We start from the raw sequence: 16,343 nt of genomic DNA on the forward strand, positions 1-16,343 counted from the left end.
TGTGTATTCATTGTATACGGATGCGGCAACCCAACCACAAAGTGGACTGAGTGCCGGAGGTATCCTCATTATCCACGATCATCAGCAGACACAATTGAAGGTCCCCCTATTGGCTAAGACCAACCACGCGGCCGAGTTTGAAGTCGCGCGGCTGGGATTTGAAAAACTCAGCCAACTAGTGGGACCCACAAGTGCATCGACTACCGTTTTATTTTACACCGATAGTCAGATCGTTAACGACAGTTTAACCAAACATTATGCAAAACATTACCAAAACCAGGTAGACCGCTTGTTAGCAGCTCAAGCATCCTTTCAATTGGTTCTGACCCAGTGGGTCCCCGAGAAACAAAATCAAGGGGCTCACACCTTAGCCAATCAGGCGCTTCACTCCGCAGAGGTGGCCAAGTAAGTCGTGAGCGGCTTCTCGTAGTCACTCCAGTCAGGAGTGCCACCATACAGGGCAGATCCGGCAAGCAGGCGACCGATCTGAACACCGGTTGTCAGGCCCGAGGAACCCAAACCGGATGCCACTAAAATGGCTTCGTGTTCAGGTACCGGCCCGAAGAATGGGGCAAAGTCACGGGTATAGGCTCGTGTGCCAACTCGGGTCGCCGTGACATTGTCGGCCGTCAATCCACTCATTAATCGTTGAGCACTGCCCAACAGATCGGCGGTCACTTCTGGTGTCGCCTTCAAGTCAAATTTACCTTCGTCATCATGTGTCGCCCCCACAAGGAGCTTCCCGTGACCGAATGGAATAAAGTCCCGTTCGCCCTCAGGCATCACGACTGGCATCCGTTCTTGAGACTCAAAGTCTTTGACAGCTAGTTCGATCAATTGCCCCTTCTGTGGTCGTACATCAGCAATCACACCCAGCGGGGCTAGGAGTTCCTTGACCCAGGCACCAGCGGCCACAATGACCCGGTCAAACTGTTTGCGTCCAACCGAAGTCATGACATTGCCCTGGCCATCGAGTGTGACCCGTTCTCGCCGAATCGTTAAATTCTGTGACGTGGCTTGTTTTAACAGTCCATCCACCAATGCGGCACCATCGACACGGGCACCCCCGCTAATAAAGACGCCAGGGTGACTCGTCGTTAACAGCGGCACCTTTGCTTGAACCTCGGCGGCACTGAGTGCGGTGACATCCCCCATGGTTGCGGCATCTTGCCGCCGTTTTTGAGCCAAGGCAAACAGTGCTTCGAGGTCGCTGTCATCCGATCGCGTAACGATGGTTCCCGTCTGCTGATAAACGGCTGTCCCCAGCTTGGCATCATGGATAAGTTCTGGGTAAAGGTCGGCCCCCGCTTTGGCTAAGCGGTACCATTGCTGGTTACGACGCTTAGAAAGCCATGGCGAAATGATGCCGGCTGCGGCACTGGTGGCTTGCCCCACGCCGTCGTCAAACAGCGTCACTTTCACGTTCTGCCCGCCGGGTAATTGACTAAGATAATAAGCTGCGGTGGCACCGACAATACCGCCGCCAATAATAGCAATTCGTTTTTGCATGCTGACCTTGACCTCCGATAATTAAAAGATTCTGTTCTAGCCCTCATTTTAGCATACTTATATCTAAAACACGTGACCGCCCCTCGACGATTATTCATAGAAAAGGGAGCCTGCCCAACACCAAAATAGTGCGGACAGGCTCCCTTTTTGCAGGCCTATTTAAAGATCAAGAAGCGGTCGCCATCAGACATGTAGTCTTTCGCGTCGGCCGGTGCTTCGATTGATCCGAAGTCCATCTCGGCCCGTAACCGCCAGCTAGCTGGAATGTCAAAAGTGCGACGAACATCATCATCGATCAGTGGATTGTAATGTTGCAGGTTGGCGCCAATCCCATTCTCCGCCAGCGCCGTCCAAACAGCATACTGCGCATTTCCTTGAGATTGTTCTGACCAATCCTGGAAGTTAGCCGCATAGAGTGGGAAGTCGTGTTCAAATTTTGCGACCGTCTTAGTTTCAGTAAAGAACAAGACCGTTCCATAAGCCGCTTTGAACCCATTAATCTTGGCTTCGGTTCGCTTAAAAGCGTCGGCGTCAGGTACCTCTTGCTTCAGACGATTGATCACGATGTTCCAAAGTTCTTCGTGTGAATCGCCGAATAAGATGGCAACCCGTGTTGTCTGATTGTTAAAGGATGATGGGCCCTGCTTCACACTGTTTTTAATCAGAGTAACCAGGTCGTCTTGGCTGAGCTTTACATCGCGACCCAAAGCATAAATACTCCGTCGTTTCTTGGCAAGTTCTAAAAATTTAGTCTCCATATTTAATGGCCTCATTTCAAGTCCCAGATACCGGGAGCTTAGTTTTATATTTTGTTTCAGTTTATCACTTACTTTTTGAAAGTAAAGTGTTTTCCACCGGTCGTTCCAGCTAGTCCCCCAGTAAGTATTTCAGCTGGGTGGTGATCCACTCTGCCGTCAGATCTGAGTCATGAACCAACAGAATCCCCAATAGAAACAACCAGCAGGCCTGTGCCGGGTTCTGGGGAGCCCTCGCGGCAGGATGTTGGGCTGTATAGAGAGTGACCACTGTTTGTAAGCTCTGCGGGACCTCTAATGGTTTCGTGAGGACAAAGACGATTGCTTGGGGATGTTGGGTGGCATAGGCCAACAAATTGGCCACCATCCGGGTCAACATAATCGTGGCATCCGCCGAATCCAGGACGCCTTCACGTAAAGTCGCTGTCAATTCATCGGTGATCGTTTCTCTGAGTTGAGCCAATAGGCTTGCTTTATCCGGATAATGCCGATAGACGGCGGCCGGCGTCACATCCAAAAACCGCGCGATTTGTCGTAGAGAGAGTTGTTCCGCCCCGTTGGTCTCCAACTGCATTCGTGCCTGTTGTGCAATCGCTGCCGCTAAATTTTCTCGATGATAGGGTCGTTCTGCCATCTAAGTCGTCCTCCTTTAAAATCCCGTAAAAACGCTGTTCACACCTCATGTTAACACCGATTACTTCAAATGTATACACTGATAACATTGTCTGTAATTGATGATCCTTACTCAAATTTTACAATCAATTCGATCGAAGTGTTCTACAATATGTGTAAACCTTTATTTTAGAAAAGAGTGTCGTCCATGTCACATTCAATCACTACTCGACGATTGGCCCTCAATCTCATTGGCTTTTGGCTAGTTTGGTTAATCGTTCAGATCGCCCTCAATGTTCCCATTGAAAATCATCTTGCCGGCTGGCCGCAGGAACTTGTCTTAGATGCCATCAAACTTATTGTTTGGTTAGGCGCGGGTGCTTGGTTCCTGCATCAGACAGCGCCCAGTGACCTGTATTTAGTCAACCGTGATCAATGGCAACCCAGCTGGCGATTCATCCCTGGTTACTTGGTCTTAGCCTTGGTCATCATCTACCTCATTGGCCAATTTATGTTGACCCATCATGGGCTGCGCATCAGTCACAGCTTTCGTCCCGAATTCTGGGGCCGCTACTTCCTAGTGGTTGGCATCAGTGAAGAGTTTGTCTTCCGAGGCTACTTCCTAAACGTTTTGTTGACCCGCTATTCCTTAGCCACGGCCAATACCATTCAGGCTTTGGCCTTCGCCAGTCTACATATCCCCCGTTACCTCACGACGATTCCAGCAATGAGTCCAATGGCCTGGATCAGCAACCTTGTTTCTGTTGCCGCCCTCGGGGCTCTCTTCGGTTGGCTTTACGCCCGCAGCAAGTCCCTCTGGCCCGGAATTGTTGTTCATATGACCTGGGATATTCTGGTAACCCTCTTCTCCTGATTTGGGTCACACCGGTCAGTAATTTTCATCAATTCCAGTCAATTAAAAGGCGTCGAACACTTATTCTTGAGGATAAGTGTTCGACGCCTTTGTTTATAAATTAAAATTATGGTCCGTGATCAACACCGATTAACGCCTAACTTGCGACGCTTAGATCAAGCGACGCAGGTAACCCAGCAGTACTACTAAAAACGTCAGTGGCAATAAGAATTCCAGGAAGGTCAGGAACAACGCCGGCGTCATGAGGGCCACGACCAAGTCTAAGAGAACCAGTCCGCCACCTACAACGACCAGTGCCAGCCACCACCCCCGAGCCAACCGGGATTGATAACTAATCCCATAAGTCAGCAGGGTTACAGCGGTCGTCAGAATTAACGCACGCTCCACTAAGGATAATGGTAGTAGTCCCGCCAAGAGCAGGGCAAGAACGCTCAAACCAATGAAGAAGTAGCCATACCACCGTTGGGTCCGTCTCGTTGTTTTCATCATCATCGCTTCCTTTATCTCAATTATACACGTTTTCAATAATTGAGAGGTTCAGGGCGCCTGAAATTTTCGCCCTAAACTTGCCACCCGGCATCCGCTGACAATTCACCATTCCACTCGTTACTGACGATCGCTGGAAGCTCATGGTTAAAGACGCGTAACAACGTCATCAGACTAGAGGCACTGTTTGCCGCCGTCAATTCCGACAAAGGCAACCACGAATTGGGACCCTCATCACTGTCACGCAACTCACCCGTGAAATCGTTGCTGCGGTACAGCAGACCCAATTTACGCTTTTCCCGAGTTGGGTCAAACCATTCACAAGTGCCACAAAAGCTCAAACTATGTAAGTGTAGACCCGTCTCCTCGGCCACCTCCCGCATTGCCGCCGTCGCACAACTCTCGCCGACCTCCACGTGACCGCCGGGAAAACTATGACCAGCTTTCCAAGGGACATTTAATTTATCCTCCACCAAGACGTGCTTAGTAACAGGGTTTGTTACAAGAATCATTGTCACAAGTTCTACCGGTTGTGTTCTGTCCATGGTTGTCTCCTCCTTTTGACTATATCAATACACCGAGCGATCAGGGCACTAAAGCTAAACGATACAATCCAAGTCAATCCGTAACATACGAGAATTCCCAGACCCAGGTGGGCTTGCGTCAGCACAGCACCACCACCCCGCCAAATGAGCTGTAGCCAAAATACATTGGCGAGATACGAGGGATAGGCTAACTGTGCGAGACCATGAACCAGCCCCAGTGACCGAGATCTCCGTCGTATCTGGTTACCGGCTAACGCCAGAACCAATCCGATGACACTTAAATCAAAAATAACAGTTGCCGGCAGGTAGTAACTCGTCTGGGCAAAGTCGACCGTCGACCCCCACTGCCGCAACACCCAGTTCTGGCCCCCCCACGTCGCACAAGCCACCAGGACCAAGAGTCCCCAAATACGTGACAACCAGTGTTGCCAGGCGGCCCAATATTGCCAGCACAGAACGCCCAATACCGCATACAGAAGAAAGCCCAAGAAGATCCGATCCAAGAGGTACCAGCGGACAAAGTAACGGGTTGGATAGACCAATAAGGTAAACCCGATCATCGCCAAAACAGAGAGACTCCCGATACCCCATCCCCAGTGTTTAGCCGCTTGTAATCGAGTCGTCCGATCACGCAACCACCAAAAGACGGGCATCAACAGAATAAATTGGAGCATCATGGTGTTATACCACAGATGAGGGGCCGCATTACCACTCACAGCCTGCCAAAAGAATGATCTCCAGCTGTGACCCGCGCCATGCTGCTGAACATCGGGCATCACCCATAGATAGAGCCCTGTCCAGATCACGGTCGGCAAAAAAAGCGTCGGTATCTGCTGCTTCAAGTAAGTGCCATAGCCACTAATCGATTGGGTCGTTCGACTGGTCGTGAAGAGAATCCCCCAGATAAAGGCGGGCGCCGTAAACTTCACTGCTAAATAAAGACCAGCCATCACTGCCTGATCTCTTAGCGCCGGTTGCACCGTTAAGGCAAGGCTCAACACCGATTGTCCCATAACTGCCGTGCAGGCGGCCACCTTCAGAAAATCACCAGCATCCGCTTCGTCTCCTTGCCAATTCACATCGCGTCATCGTCCTTTACTCGTTCATTTTACCAAGTCACTCGGATAACGTAAACCACGAAAAAAGAGGCTCACTGGCCTCTTTATTTTTACGATTAAGCTTTGCGCTCACTGCGCTGTTGTTTTTTATTTTCGATGATTCCCTCTACGCCGTAACATACGGCACCCAGAGCGGCAAACGCCAGTGGGAATGCCAACCATAGTGGTGACTTCATTAAAACGAGCACCAGGCTTAAGAACATGACCGCAAAGACGACCAATGTCGTTAAGACAATCCGATCTTTTTTCATTTTAAACTCCCCCTTAGCTTAATTAAATTCGCGTGGCCCCTAACCACAAAGCTAGCTTATCAGTTTCCATTCAAAATAACCACTACTTCGGCTAACCTTAAGAAAGTCACTAACTTTAGCGACCGTGCAAACCAGATCGAGAGGAATCGTGGGAAGTCAGATGTTGAAGTTGCCCCCGAAATTCGGGTTCGAAACGTTCCTGTTCCGGACGAAAAGCCGCCAATTGTGCCTGGCGAGCCACCGTCGAGTCCACCCGTTCCCCGTGCTCACCAAGATCAAGTCCCGTCTCTTCTTCGGCAACGCTAACACGCATCGAGCAAACCTGGCGAAGACTCCAAACTAAGAGACTGACACCGGCAGCTACTAACACAATCGTAACCACCGTCGCGCCAACCTGAATCCCCAGCAAGCGACCGCCACCACCATACAGGAGTCCATTGGTCGTGACCACCGGATTGACAGACTTCGTGGCAAAGACACCCACTAGTACGCTACCAACAATGCCGCTCACCCCGTGACAACCGAAGGCATCCAGCGCATCGTCAATTCCCAAATGTGGCTTGATCCAGGTCACAAAGGCGTAGCTGGTCAAGGTGGCAATGGCTCCGATAGCCACAGCTCCCATGATCGTCACGTATCCAGCTCCGGGCGTAATCCCCACCAGCCCACACAGGGTCCCGGTACAGACACCCACCAACGTTGGCTTCCCATGACGCCAGATGTCGAGTCCCATCCAGACCACCATTGCGGTGGCCGTGGCTACGGTACTGGTCAACGCAGCCTGTAAGGCAATATCATTGACTGCCAGCGCACTCCCAGCATTGAAACCATACCAACCAATCCACAGAATTGCGGTCCCCAGTAGCACCCAGGGTAAATTATAGTGAGGATTGCCGGTGTTGCTCTTCAGCCGAGGTCCCAGCCAAACTGACAATACCAAGGCGGTGACCCCGGCATTAATGTGGACCACCGTCCCACCGGCAAAATCCAAAACACCCCAACGTGCTAGCCAACCAGCTGGACTCCACACTAAGTGAACTAATGGGTAGTACAGGAGTAGTGACCAGCCGACCAGAAAGAGTAAAAGAAATTTAAATCGAATTCGACCAACCACGGCCCCAACGAATAAGGCCGGGGTAATAATGGCAAACATCATTTGAAATAAGGCGTACGCCCCTACGGGAATCTGGCCCGTCGTCAACGTTGACACCCGTACGCCATGAAAGAAGGCTTCTCGCAGATTCCCAATAATCCCGGCAAAGTCACCCGAGAAACTTAACGAATACCCCACAAATACCCAGAGGAGAATGGCCATTCCCGTCATGATAAACACCGACAGCAGAGTATTAACCACGTTTTTCTCCGAAACCAATCCCCCGTAAAAGAATGCCAAACCAGGAGTCATGAATAAAACCAAGATACTTGCCACTAACACAAATGCTGTGTTGGCTAAATTCATTTGCGTCGCCCTCTTCATCTTTTAATGTTATAAATCCTAACACTAAGCACTAAATATGTCGATGGCTGATTAGTATATTCGTAAATTGACCTTTTGGAGCCCGTATTCTTACTGTTGATCACTTTTGGCGTTATATTTTCTGACATTTTGATCATAAAAAAAGAGTTTCGGCAACGTTACCGAAACTCTCATGTCTTTATTTTAGAAATCGTTTTACGGCTGCGGGAATGAGTTTCCGAACCCCACCACGGGGATCGGGCACATCACCCGTATACCGTGGAATCAAATGAACATGGGCATGCATCACCGTTTGACCAGCCGCCGCCCCAACATTAATCCCAATGTTATAACCAGCTGGCTGATAGGTTTGGTCCAATAAGACCTTTCCCTCAGCCAATAGGGCATCCATGGCCTGCTTGGTTGGCCCAGGAATATCAAAATAGGTGGCATAATGTTGCTTAGGAACGATCAATAGATGTCCCTTGCGCACCGGATGAAGGTCCCAAAAGGCCTTCGCCAGATCATTTTCCAGAACAATCTCGTTCTTCTGACAGAAAATGCAATCCGCCTTAATCACGTTACCTACTCCTTTGACCGTCGTGGTTGCCGTTGTGCCCAGAACTGGAAGTAATCCGTCCGGAGGGCCCCGTTATAGAGTTTCCGCGTCTTCGTGGCTTTCTTACCATAGAAGTGTTCGAATTCCAGATCGGCTGTCAGCACATAGGTTGACCAGTCCGTCATTGGCCGGAAAACCTCACCCATTTGCTTGTAAAGCTCCCGTACGCTGGCCTGATCACTCAACCGTTCCCCGTAAGGTGGGTTGGCAACGATAACCCCGTGTTTGAGTTCGGTTTCAAAGTCTTGAACCGCTAATTGACGGAAAGTGATGTCTTGTGACAGCCCAGCCTCTTGCGCGTTCTTTTTAGCGATAGCGACCATATTCTCATCAATATCACTTCCAAAAATCTGTAAGGGGGTGTCATAGTCGGCCTTGGCATCGGCCTCGTCACGAACTTGGTCACTCAGTTCTTGCGGCACCCAGTCCCAACTCTCACAGGTGAAATCCCGATTGAAACCAGGAGCCAAGTTACGGCCGATCAGCGCTGCCTCAATTGGAATGGTTCCGGACCCACAGACAGGATCCCAGAATGGCATATCCTTATGCCAGCTAGTCAAAGCAATCAATGCCGCCGCCATATTTTCCTTGATAGGCGCGCCACCTTTGCCAACCCGATAGCCTCGTTTAAAGAGACTCGGACCTGTTGTATCAAGGGTTAGCATCACGTGATCCTTATCAATCATCACTTCCAAAGGATACGTCGCACCCGTTTCAGGCATTCGCGTCCGCCGGTGATAGACAGCGGCTAGCTTGGTCGCCACGGCCTTCTTCACAATTGCTTGCGCGTCAGGCACACTATGTAGCTGAGACTTCTTGGAGCGGCCTTCAACGGGGAAAGCTGCATCCATGGGCAGCAATTCATCCCAAGCGACGGCCTTGGTGGCTTCGAATAACTCGTCAAATGTCACGGCATCGAATTCAGCCACGATGATCCGAACACGGTCAGCCGTTCTGAGCCAGAGATTCGTTCGTAAGATATCTTCGATCGTTCCATCAAAGCGAACCCGACCATTTTCGACTTGGGTCTCATAACCCATATCTCGTAATTCCCGTCCAGCGATGGCTTCGATACCACTCGCAGTGGCGGCATATAAATGAAATTTTTTCATAACATCCTCCTTGTTTCTGACGCAACGGTACAACGCTTTAAATTAGCGAACGCTGTCGATCGCTACCGCGACAAATCGACTTTACCCTCAGTGTACCACCGAAGACCTTTCGCCCCATAAATTAGCTATAAAAAAAGGTGGGAGCAAGCTCCCACCGACCTGACATGGTGTAAATCCCTGTAAGCCATGTTTTGTACCACCCAACCGTTTCAGGCAAACGATTGACTGGCAGTAATCATCTATCTCGAGAGTTTCCTCTCCCCCCACATTTCGTTCATTTCCATATGTGAAGCGCCCCTACCAAAAGTTTGGGTTGCCCGCTCGAGGGGTTTACCGCGTTCCACCGCCTAGGTTTCCCTGGACGTATCGTCACTGTGGCACTTTTCAGGGATACTCAAGCATAGCCGAAGCCTTAGCCATTTTTTCCCGCCGTAACGTTATTGCTAACGTTCCCCGGCTTATTTTTTCACCGAGCACGAACACTACAGACATCTCAGTCTGTGCGAGCATGGACTTTCCTCAGCCGACATAAGCCGACCGCGATTACTCAGGATTTACACCAGTCTTTATAATTCTACAAACGATGTGACTCGTTTGGATCATTATCTAATTGTGAACCGAAAACGTGACGTTCCAAATTGGATAAACGTTTGAGAATATCCATATTAGTCACACTGGACGTCGGTTGGCTGGTTGTCGAAGCTTGTGGTTGACTAACGCCAACTTGCACTTGCTTCGTTAATTCATCAACCTTCGCTAACAACCGTTCGTTTTCATCTTGCAGGCGTTGATTTTCCTTAACAAAGGTGTCGTAGTCCTTGATCACGTTGTCTAAGAAAGTATCAACGTCATCTGGATCATAGCCACGCATCTTTTGTCGAAATTGCTTTTGCAAAATTTCTTTTGGAGTGAACTTAATGTTTTCCATCGATTATTTACACCTCGTTGTCATATCAAACCGGCAATATTAATAATACCAGTTTTCATTCAAATTGGGAACCATTATTTAAATTTTCTTGATATTCGTTGGCACTTTCTTGTAGCCATTCCATATCAACCATCGTCAGGGGATAAGTATGTTGCTCCTGGAACTGTTCAATCGCTCGGTAATCATACTTAGGTTTGCCTTCAACCTCTAAATCATAAACCATCACGGCTTCATCTGTATGGGTCAACATAAATTCTTGATAGTTTCTTAACTGTTGGGGGCTATGATAAGGTTGCGCACTGACTGGTTCATGGAAGTCCGTTCGACTCATGAGACTAGCTAGTTGGGCCTGATTGGCCTCGTTCCAGTTGTTGCCGAACTCCGCAAACGGCGTCATCATCGCAATTTTGAGTTCCGGATAGTCCTCTTTCAGGGTCAGAGCCACCTCGATGACCCACTGTTCTACCCCGAGTTGACCACCGGTAATCAACCAGTCGGTGCCATTTTCAATTTTACTAATAAGAACCTTCTTTAAGGCATCCTTTAAGACCAGAAGTTTCTTGTCCTCGGTACCAAAGACGCCGAGTTCATAGCTTCGATAACCCGTCACCCACAGTCGACTCACCAAAATTCCCCCTTTGTTCTTCCTATAGTTTAGCGAAGATTTTCGGTGGGAGCAATGAAAAGACGTTAAATTATTGGAAAAGTCTGACGTCCAATCTGCTTGGGAGTTTTTATTTCTGCCCTACCTTGGTATAATGTCAATAACTGGGCCACAAATGCGAGCCAGCTTTCGACAAGGAGTGTGAGGAGTCGATGACTATTCGGTATCCCAATGGGAATGCCTATCAAACACCAGTGACACCGTCGGGGCCCAAGTTTCCCAGTTCCTATACTAACTATGGGAAACGGGGCATGACGCTAGAAGAAGAGCTCAACCAGAGTAACACGTATTATGAGACCCGTGGTTTGGCGGTGGTTCACAAGAAACCTACCCCAATTCAAATCGTCAAGGTCGATTATCCGAAACGCAGTGCAGCAGTCATTAGGGAAGCCTATTTCAGTACCGCGTCCACGACCGATTACAACGGGGTCTATCGGGGCCACTACCTCGACTTCGACGCGAAGGAAACCAAGAATAAGTCCTCCTTCCCGTTGAAAAACTTTCATCAACACCAGATCGATCACATGCGGGCTTGTACGGCCCAGGGTGGCATTTGTTTTGCTATTATTAAGTTTGTCAGTCGCCATGAAACCTACCTGTACCGTGCTGAAGACCTCTTCACCTTCTGGGATCAACAAATTCAAGGCGGCCGTAAGTCCGTCCCCTATACGGACATCGCCGCCAAGGGAATCCTTTTACCTGCGCAATTGCAGTTGCCGGTTCCCTATCTCAAAGCCGTGGATCAGCTGCTTAGCAGCGAACACGTTTAAAACGCAAAGGAGATTAACATGTCTAGTAACAATTCTACCGGTGGTACGCGGATGAGTCGCCATAGCGCAACCACCCCCGGCCCCAAGCGACCACACAACGGTTGGCGTACCTTCCGCCGAGTGCTGTTCATTATCGTGGCAATCGGTGTTCTAGGAATCTTGGCTGGTGCCGGGCTTTTCTTCTTCTACGCCCAGAGCGCCCCGAAGATTACCCAATCCGCCCTTTCCAGTGACACCTCGACGCGAGTCTATGACGCTAACGGTAAGGTCATCTCACGATTGGGTGCCCAGAACCGAAACTATGTCAGGAATAATGGCATTCCCGAAACCTTAAAGCAAGCCGTAGTTTCCACTGAAGATCGGCGTTTCTACAAGAACAACGGGGTTGATCCCATCCGGATCGTCGGTGCTGCATTTGCCAACGTCACCGGATCGTCTCTGGGGATGCAAGGTGGGAGTACCTTAACCCAACAACTGGTTAAGCTGTCCGTCTTCTCGACAGCTGCTGCCGATCGAACCTTGAAGCGTAAGGCCCAAGAAGCCTGGCTGGCCCTCAAGGTCGATCACAACTACTCCAAGGATCAAATTCTAGAATACTACATTAACAAGGTTTACATGGGTAACGGGGTCTATGGGATGCAAACGGCCGCTGAATACTATTATGGTAAAGATCTGAAAGACCTGGAATTACCACAGTTGGCCCTCCTTGCCGGGATGCCTCAAGCGCCGAACGACTATGACCCAACCACCTACCCACAGTATGCTGAAAAACGGCGTAATCTGGTGTTAGGCGCCATGGCCAAGAACAATGCCATTACGTCCGCCCAAGCTGCGCAGGCCAAGGCGACCAACATTAAGACCGGTTTGGTTAAGACACACCATTCAACTACCACTGATGCCAAGACCACTAAGGTCATCGACGCTTACTTAAAGCAAGTCTACGCCGAGCTCAAGGCTAAGGGTTACAACACCACTACTGGAGGTCTGAAGGTCTACACCAACCTCGACATGGGCGCCCAGAAGACACTTTACAATATCGTCAACTCAGGGAACTATGTCAACTTCCCTTCCAGTAAGTTCCAAGTAGGGTCCACCATTGTGAACCCCAATAATGGTCAAGTGGTTGCCATGATCGGTGGTCGAAAGACCGGAAACGTCACCTTCGGGTTAAACCGTGCCGTCCAAACGGACCGCTCCAGTGCTTCAACGGCCAAGCCTCTGATGGATTACGGGCCAGCCATTGAGCACCTCTATTATCCAACTTACGAACCCGTTAAGGATACAGCATTTACGTACCCAGGGACCGACAAGAGCCTCTATGATTGGGATAAACAATATCAGGGAACCATTACCATGCGTAAAGCCCTCTATGAATCTCGGAATATTCCAGCGGTTCGAACCTTACAAAATGTCGGCATTTCTAAAGCCACTAAGTTCCTCGAAGGTTTAGGAATGACATTTGATAAGACATTGACCTTACAAAATGGGATTGGGTTGTACATTTCCTCCGAACAGGAAGCAGCTGCCTATGCGGCCTTCGCCAACGGCGGAACCTACTACAAACCTTATCTGGTCTCCAAGGTAGTTACTCAGGATGGTAAAAAACACAACTATGCTTCTACCGGTAAACGTGCAATGAGCGCTGCTACGGCCTTCATGTTGACTGATATGATGAAGGATGTCATGACCAACGAGAATGGTTCTGGACGTTCAGCTGCCATCTCTGGGCTTTACCAAGCCGGTAAGACTGGGACCGACTCCTACCCTGACGATTATGCCGACAAGGTGCCCGATGGCGCCACGATGGACTCCTGGTTCACGGGTTACACCAAGAACTACGCTGTTTCCGTCTGGACGGGTTACGATAAACAATTCCAGACCGGTCACTATGTCAGCGAGTCACAAACCACAATTGCTCAAGAAATTTACAAATACGAAATGAGCTATCTTGCCGGTAAGAGCACCAATACCGATTGGACGGCCCCAAGTACCGTCACGCGCACCACGCAAAACGGGAAAACAGAATACTACGTCACCGGCCATCCTGGTACTGTCACGGATACTACGGCAACCAGCCAATATGGGTCGACAAACAATACGAATTCCTCGGCCTACAGCAGTAACAACCAGGCGACGACCAGCTCCAGCACTTCCAAGACGGAATCTTCAACGACGGAATCCAGTACTAGTAAGGAATCCTCGAGCACGGAACAAAAACCAAGTGGTAATGGCAATGACGATGAAAACAGTACCCAAACGTCATCCACAACTAACACCGACGACAACAAAAAGTAACCCGGTCATCTAAAACCACCCCACCGCAACCATAAACGATTGCGGTGGGGTGGTTTTTCTAATTTAGTCAAACTGCCAGGGACTCTCTAAACTTTAACTTGATTAAGCCCGGTAGCTTATCGTATATAGTTCTGTCAGGATTACCCCATTGACTTGTATGAAATGGCCTCACGGCCAAAGAATCCCCACCAATCGTCAATTTGCAACGATTGGTGGGGATTCTTTCTTTGTTTATCTAATTATCTGTCAGCTTAAAGATTGGGACGTCAGGTACCTCACCACCAGGCGTCGTCAGTTTAGCACTTCGTCGTGGTTGTTGCCGTTCCTTGTCACGTTGGACTTGGATCGCCGTTGTGAGGTTTTTCTTTTCCCAATTTAATAAGATTCGGTCCATATACTTGAGGTTATAGACTTGGTTGAGGACAGCTTCTTTCAAGGCGAGTTGGATTAACTCAGGCTTGTAGTGGTCGTCATCTAACCAGTGGTTGATACTTTCCATTTCCAAGGGTGAAAGTGGTCGACCAAATTCAGTTTCGATCTGACCAAACACGGTAGCACGATCGGTGGTTTCAGCCTGTTTAGTGGCCTTGGCCACCACCGTTTTCTCCTGAACTGATAGTTGGCTGAGCTTCTCCACCAACAGGCGAAAATCATAGGCATCCTGACTCTGCCCCTGGGATGTCGTGACACTCTCAATCGTCATCAGCTTATTTTCAATCATCTCATGTAACACCTGATAGACACGTTGCTGGTTCCAACCCAGCTTCTTGGCAAGTTCATCGGCATCGGGCATCAGCACCCCTTGATCCATCTTTCGTCGTAACTGGATGTAAACCAACAACTGATCCGTGGTCATTCCCACCGCCCGAAAATTGTCGAGGAGGTAGTTGGCCACACTGGTCTGACCATCTTGAATATAGCGGTGCATAAAATCATCCATTTTTCATGACCCCCTGTCACTGACGCATTGCGACTCGCAAGTCGCCATATAAATGAAACGACCGAACGCCCAAAGGCAGTCCGGTCGTATGATCCGTTAATTTCTATGGGTAAATACGGTTCAACAACCGTGGGAATGGAATTGCCTCACGGACGTGTTCCTCACCCGTAATCCAAGTCAGGAAGCGTTCGAGACCCATCCCGAAACCTGAGTGCGGCACAGATCCGTACTTCCGCAAGTCAAGGTACCAACTGTATTCCTCTGGATCGAGGCCAGCCTTCTTAACTTGCTCGAGTAACTTATCGTAGTCCACTTCACGTTCAGACCCACCGATGATTTCCCCGTAGCCTTCTGGGGCTAAGAGGTCAGCACAGATGTAAACGTCATCACGAGTTGGGTGTGGCTTCATGTAGAATGGCTTGATAGCCTTAGGATAGTTCAACACGAAGACCGGCTTGTCAAAGTGATCCGCCAAGAAAGTTTCTTCCGGTGACCCGAAGTCAACACCCCAGTCCACGTCAAACCCGTTAGCTTTCAACAGCTCAATGGCTTCATCATAGCTGATACGTGGGTAAGGCAAGTGTGTATACTTCTTTAGAACTTCAACGTCACGATCCAAGGTTTTTAAGTCAGCGGCACAGTTGTCGATAACGTTTTGAACCAAGAAAGCCACGTATTGTTCTTGAACCTCAAGGCTTTGTTCTTGGTGCATGAAGGCCATTTCGGGTTCAATCATCCAGAATTCGATCAAATGACGCCGCGTTTTGGACTTTTCAGCCCGGAACGTTGGGCCAAAGGTGAAGACCTTGTTGAAGGCCATGGCCCCGGCCTCGGCGTAGAGTTGACCAGATTGTGACAGGTAGGCATCACGATCGAAGTATTCCGTGTGGAACAGGTCGGTCGTTCCTTCAGGCGCACTCCCAGTCAAGATTGGGGAATCGATCTTGGTGAAACCTTCCTTATTATAGAATTCGTAAGTGGCTCGGATGACCTCGTTACGAATCCGCATCAAAGCATGTGGCTTGGATGAACGCAACCAAAGGTGACGATGGTCCATTAAAAAGTCAACCCCGTGTTCCTTAGGGGTAATTGGATAGTCTTCACTCTCACCAATAACTTCAATTGTTTCAACTTCGATTTCATAACCAAAGTGTGAACGGTCATCCTGGTGAATGATCCCTGTGACCCACATACTGGTTTCTTGACGGATTTCCTTCGCTAATTCAAAGGTTGCTTCGTCAACGGCTTTTTTGAGAACGACCCCTTGGAAAAAGGCGGTTCCGTCTCGTAATTGTAGGAAAGCAATCTTCCCACTGGAACGCTTATTGGTGAGCCAGACACCAATTTTTACTTTTTCATCGACGTGCTTGCTGGCATCAATAATGTTGATCTGTTCCACAATCATTCCT

18 protein-coding genes and 1 other RNA gene are annotated in these 16,343 nt (G+C 49.3%); 4 read left to right on the plus strand and 15 right to left on the minus strand.

What is annotated here, in order from left to right; translation table 11 throughout:
• Position 1 precedes the first annotated feature (1 nt).
• Entirely contained in the window at positions 2–409 is a 408-nt protein-coding gene (locus EKM71_RS01705; protein WP_125572945.1) for a ribonuclease HI family protein, read from the plus strand.
• Here the strand turns inward: EKM71_RS01705 and EKM71_RS01710 are convergent.
• The 3 genes from EKM71_RS01710 to EKM71_RS01720 all read right to left on the minus strand — a co-directional run bounded on the left by EKM71_RS01710 (position 385) and on the right by EKM71_RS01720 (position 2,898).
• On the minus strand, positions 385–1,509 hold the full coding sequence (locus EKM71_RS01710) for an NAD(P)/FAD-dependent oxidoreductase (protein WP_125572946.1): 1,125 nt from the start codon (positions 1,507–1,509) through the stop codon (positions 385–387). The two genes, EKM71_RS01705 and EKM71_RS01710, sit on opposite strands and share 25 nt — an antisense overlap.
• A gap of 155 nt (positions 1,510–1,664) precedes the next feature.
• Positions 1,665–2,267 carry a nitroreductase family protein gene (locus tag EKM71_RS01715; RefSeq protein ID WP_125572947.1) on the minus strand — a complete coding sequence of 201 codons (603 nt, stop codon included), beginning with the start codon at positions 2,265–2,267 and terminating at the stop codon, positions 1,665–1,667.
• A 109-nt stretch (positions 2,268–2,376) separates the two neighbouring features.
• Positions 2,377–2,898: a TetR/AcrR family transcriptional regulator gene (locus tag EKM71_RS01720; RefSeq protein ID WP_125572948.1), complete on the minus strand. Its 522-nt coding sequence runs from the start codon at positions 2,896–2,898 to the stop codon at positions 2,377–2,379.
• A 186-nt stretch (positions 2,899–3,084) separates the two neighbouring features.
• On the opposite strand from EKM71_RS01720, the gene EKM71_RS01725 reads away from it, so the two are divergent.
• Entirely contained in the window at positions 3,085–3,750 is a 666-nt protein-coding gene (locus EKM71_RS01725) for a CPBP family intramembrane glutamic endopeptidase (protein WP_125572949.1), read from the plus strand.
• A 150-nt stretch (positions 3,751–3,900) separates the two neighbouring features.
• Here the strand turns inward: EKM71_RS01725 and EKM71_RS01730 are convergent, their stop codons facing one another.
• The 10 genes from EKM71_RS01730 to EKM71_RS01775 all read right to left on the minus strand — a co-directional run bounded on the left by EKM71_RS01730 (position 3,901) and on the right by EKM71_RS01775 (position 10,890).
• On the minus strand, positions 3,901–4,236 hold the full coding sequence (locus tag EKM71_RS01730; protein WP_125572950.1) for a hypothetical protein: 336 nt from the start codon (positions 4,234–4,236) through the stop codon (positions 3,901–3,903).
• A gap of 74 nt (positions 4,237–4,310) precedes the next feature.
• A complete protein-coding gene (locus EKM71_RS01735) occupies positions 4,311–4,781 on the minus strand; it encodes an 8-oxo-dGTP diphosphatase (RefSeq protein WP_125572951.1) in 471 nt (156 codons plus the stop codon).
• Positions 4,760–5,860, minus strand: a complete 1,101-nt coding sequence (locus tag EKM71_RS01740; protein WP_125572952.1) for an acyltransferase family protein — start codon at positions 5,858–5,860, stop codon at positions 4,760–4,762. The genes EKM71_RS01735 and EKM71_RS01740 overlap by 22 nt, the downstream gene beginning before the upstream one ends.
• A 95-nt stretch (positions 5,861–5,955) precedes the next feature.
• Positions 5,956–6,150 (minus strand): hypothetical protein, encoded by a 195-nt coding sequence (locus tag EKM71_RS01745; protein WP_125572953.1) that lies wholly within the window; start codon positions 6,148–6,150, stop codon positions 5,956–5,958.
• Positions 6,151–6,265: 115 nt separating this feature from the next.
• Positions 6,266–7,609 carry an ammonium transporter gene (locus tag EKM71_RS01750; protein WP_125572954.1) on the minus strand — a complete coding sequence of 448 codons (1,344 nt, stop codon included), beginning with the start codon at positions 7,607–7,609 and terminating at the stop codon, positions 6,266–6,268.
• Between the two features lie 196 nt (positions 7,610–7,805).
• Positions 7,806–8,186 (minus strand): HIT family protein, encoded by a 381-nt coding sequence (locus EKM71_RS01755; RefSeq protein ID WP_125572955.1) that lies wholly within the window; start codon positions 8,184–8,186, stop codon positions 7,806–7,808.
• 5 nt (positions 8,187–8,191) lie between these two features.
• On the minus strand, positions 8,192–9,337 hold the full coding sequence (locus EKM71_RS01760) for a THUMP domain-containing class I SAM-dependent RNA methyltransferase (protein ID WP_125572956.1): 1,146 nt from the start codon (positions 9,335–9,337) through the stop codon (positions 8,192–8,194).
• A gap of 175 nt (positions 9,338–9,512) precedes the next feature.
• An RNA gene (gene rnpB, locus EKM71_RS01765) (RNase P RNA component class B) lies at positions 9,513–9,892 on the minus strand.
• 19 nt (positions 9,893–9,911) lie between these two features.
• Positions 9,912–10,265, minus strand: coding sequence for a cell division regulator GpsB (gpsB, locus tag EKM71_RS01770; RefSeq protein WP_057878778.1), 354 nt, complete (start codon positions 10,263–10,265; stop codon positions 9,912–9,914).
• Positions 10,266–10,320: 55 nt separating this feature from the next.
• Positions 10,321–10,890: a DUF1273 domain-containing protein gene (locus EKM71_RS01775; protein ID WP_125572957.1), complete on the minus strand. Its 570-nt coding sequence runs from the start codon at positions 10,888–10,890 to the stop codon at positions 10,321–10,323.
• 191 nt (positions 10,891–11,081) lie between these two features.
• On the opposite strand from EKM71_RS01775, the gene recU reads away from it, so the two are divergent.
• Together recU and EKM71_RS01785 are read left to right on the plus strand one after the other, a co-directional pair.
• Positions 11,082–11,699, plus strand: a complete 618-nt coding sequence (gene recU, locus EKM71_RS01780) for a Holliday junction resolvase RecU (protein ID WP_125572958.1) — start codon at positions 11,082–11,084, stop codon at positions 11,697–11,699.
• An 18-nt stretch (positions 11,700–11,717) separates the two neighbouring features.
• Positions 11,718–13,994, plus strand: a complete 2,277-nt coding sequence (locus EKM71_RS01785) for a transglycosylase domain-containing protein (RefSeq protein WP_125572959.1) — start codon at positions 11,718–11,720, stop codon at positions 13,992–13,994.
• Between the two features lie 235 nt (positions 13,995–14,229).
• On the opposite strand, the gene EKM71_RS01790 is transcribed toward EKM71_RS01785, so the two are convergent.
• Both EKM71_RS01790 and asnS read right to left on the minus strand, forming a co-directional pair.
• On the minus strand, positions 14,230–14,934 hold the full coding sequence (locus tag EKM71_RS01790) for a DnaD domain-containing protein (RefSeq protein ID WP_125572960.1): 705 nt from the start codon (positions 14,932–14,934) through the stop codon (positions 14,230–14,232).
• A 103-nt stretch (positions 14,935–15,037) separates the two neighbouring features.
• Complete coding sequence (gene asnS / locus EKM71_RS01795) at positions 15,038–16,333, minus strand: asparagine--tRNA ligase (protein ID WP_164504694.1); 1,296 nt, start codon at positions 16,331–16,333, stop codon at positions 15,038–15,040.
• Between the last annotated feature and the right edge of the window lie 10 nt (positions 16,334–16,343).

The sequence above is a fragment of the Levilactobacillus huananensis genome, assembly GCF_003946145.1.
Lineage (GTDB): Bacteria > Bacillota > Bacilli > Lactobacillales > Lactobacillaceae > Levilactobacillus > Levilactobacillus huananensis.

Bases quoted from the DNA above. Each gene is read 5' to 3' on its own strand.
- EKM71_RS01725 (WP_125572949.1), top strand. From the start codon at position 3,085: ATGTCACATTCAATCACTACTCGACGATTGGCCCTCAATCTCATTGGC.
- EKM71_RS01750 (WP_125572954.1), bottom strand. From the start codon at position 7,609: ATGAATTTAGCCAACACAGCATTTGTGTTAGTGGCAAGTATCTTGGTT.
- EKM71_RS01760 (WP_125572956.1), bottom strand. From the start codon at position 9,337: ATGAAAAAATTTCATTTATATGCCGCCACTGCGAGTGGTATCGAAGCC.
- EKM71_RS01745 (WP_125572953.1), bottom strand. From the start codon at position 6,150: ATGAAAAAAGATCGGATTGTCTTAACGACATTGGTCGTCTTTGCGGTC.
- EKM71_RS01785 (WP_125572959.1), top strand. From the start codon at position 11,718: ATGTCTAGTAACAATTCTACCGGTGGTACGCGGATGAGTCGCCATAGC.
- EKM71_RS01720 (WP_125572948.1), bottom strand. From the start codon at position 2,898: ATGGCAGAACGACCCTATCATCGAGAAAATTTAGCGGCAGCGATTGCA.
- gpsB (WP_057878778.1), bottom strand. From the start codon at position 10,265: ATGGAAAACATTAAGTTCACTCCAAAAGAAATTTTGCAAAAGCAATTT.
- EKM71_RS01715 (WP_125572947.1), bottom strand. From the start codon at position 2,267: ATGGAGACTAAATTTTTAGAACTTGCCAAGAAACGACGGAGTATTTAT.
- EKM71_RS01710 (WP_125572946.1), bottom strand. From the start codon at position 1,509: ATGCAAAAACGAATTGCTATTATTGGCGGCGGTATTGTCGGTGCCACC.
- EKM71_RS01730 (WP_125572950.1), bottom strand. From the start codon at position 4,236: ATGAAAACAACGAGACGGACCCAACGGTGGTATGGCTACTTCTTCATT.
- EKM71_RS01735 (WP_125572951.1), bottom strand. From the start codon at position 4,781: ATGGACAGAACACAACCGGTAGAACTTGTGACAATGATTCTTGTAACA.
- EKM71_RS01790 (WP_125572960.1), bottom strand. From the start codon at position 14,934: ATGGATGATTTTATGCACCGCTATATTCAAGATGGTCAGACCAGTGTG.
- recU (WP_125572958.1), top strand. From the start codon at position 11,082: ATGACTATTCGGTATCCCAATGGGAATGCCTATCAAACACCAGTGACA.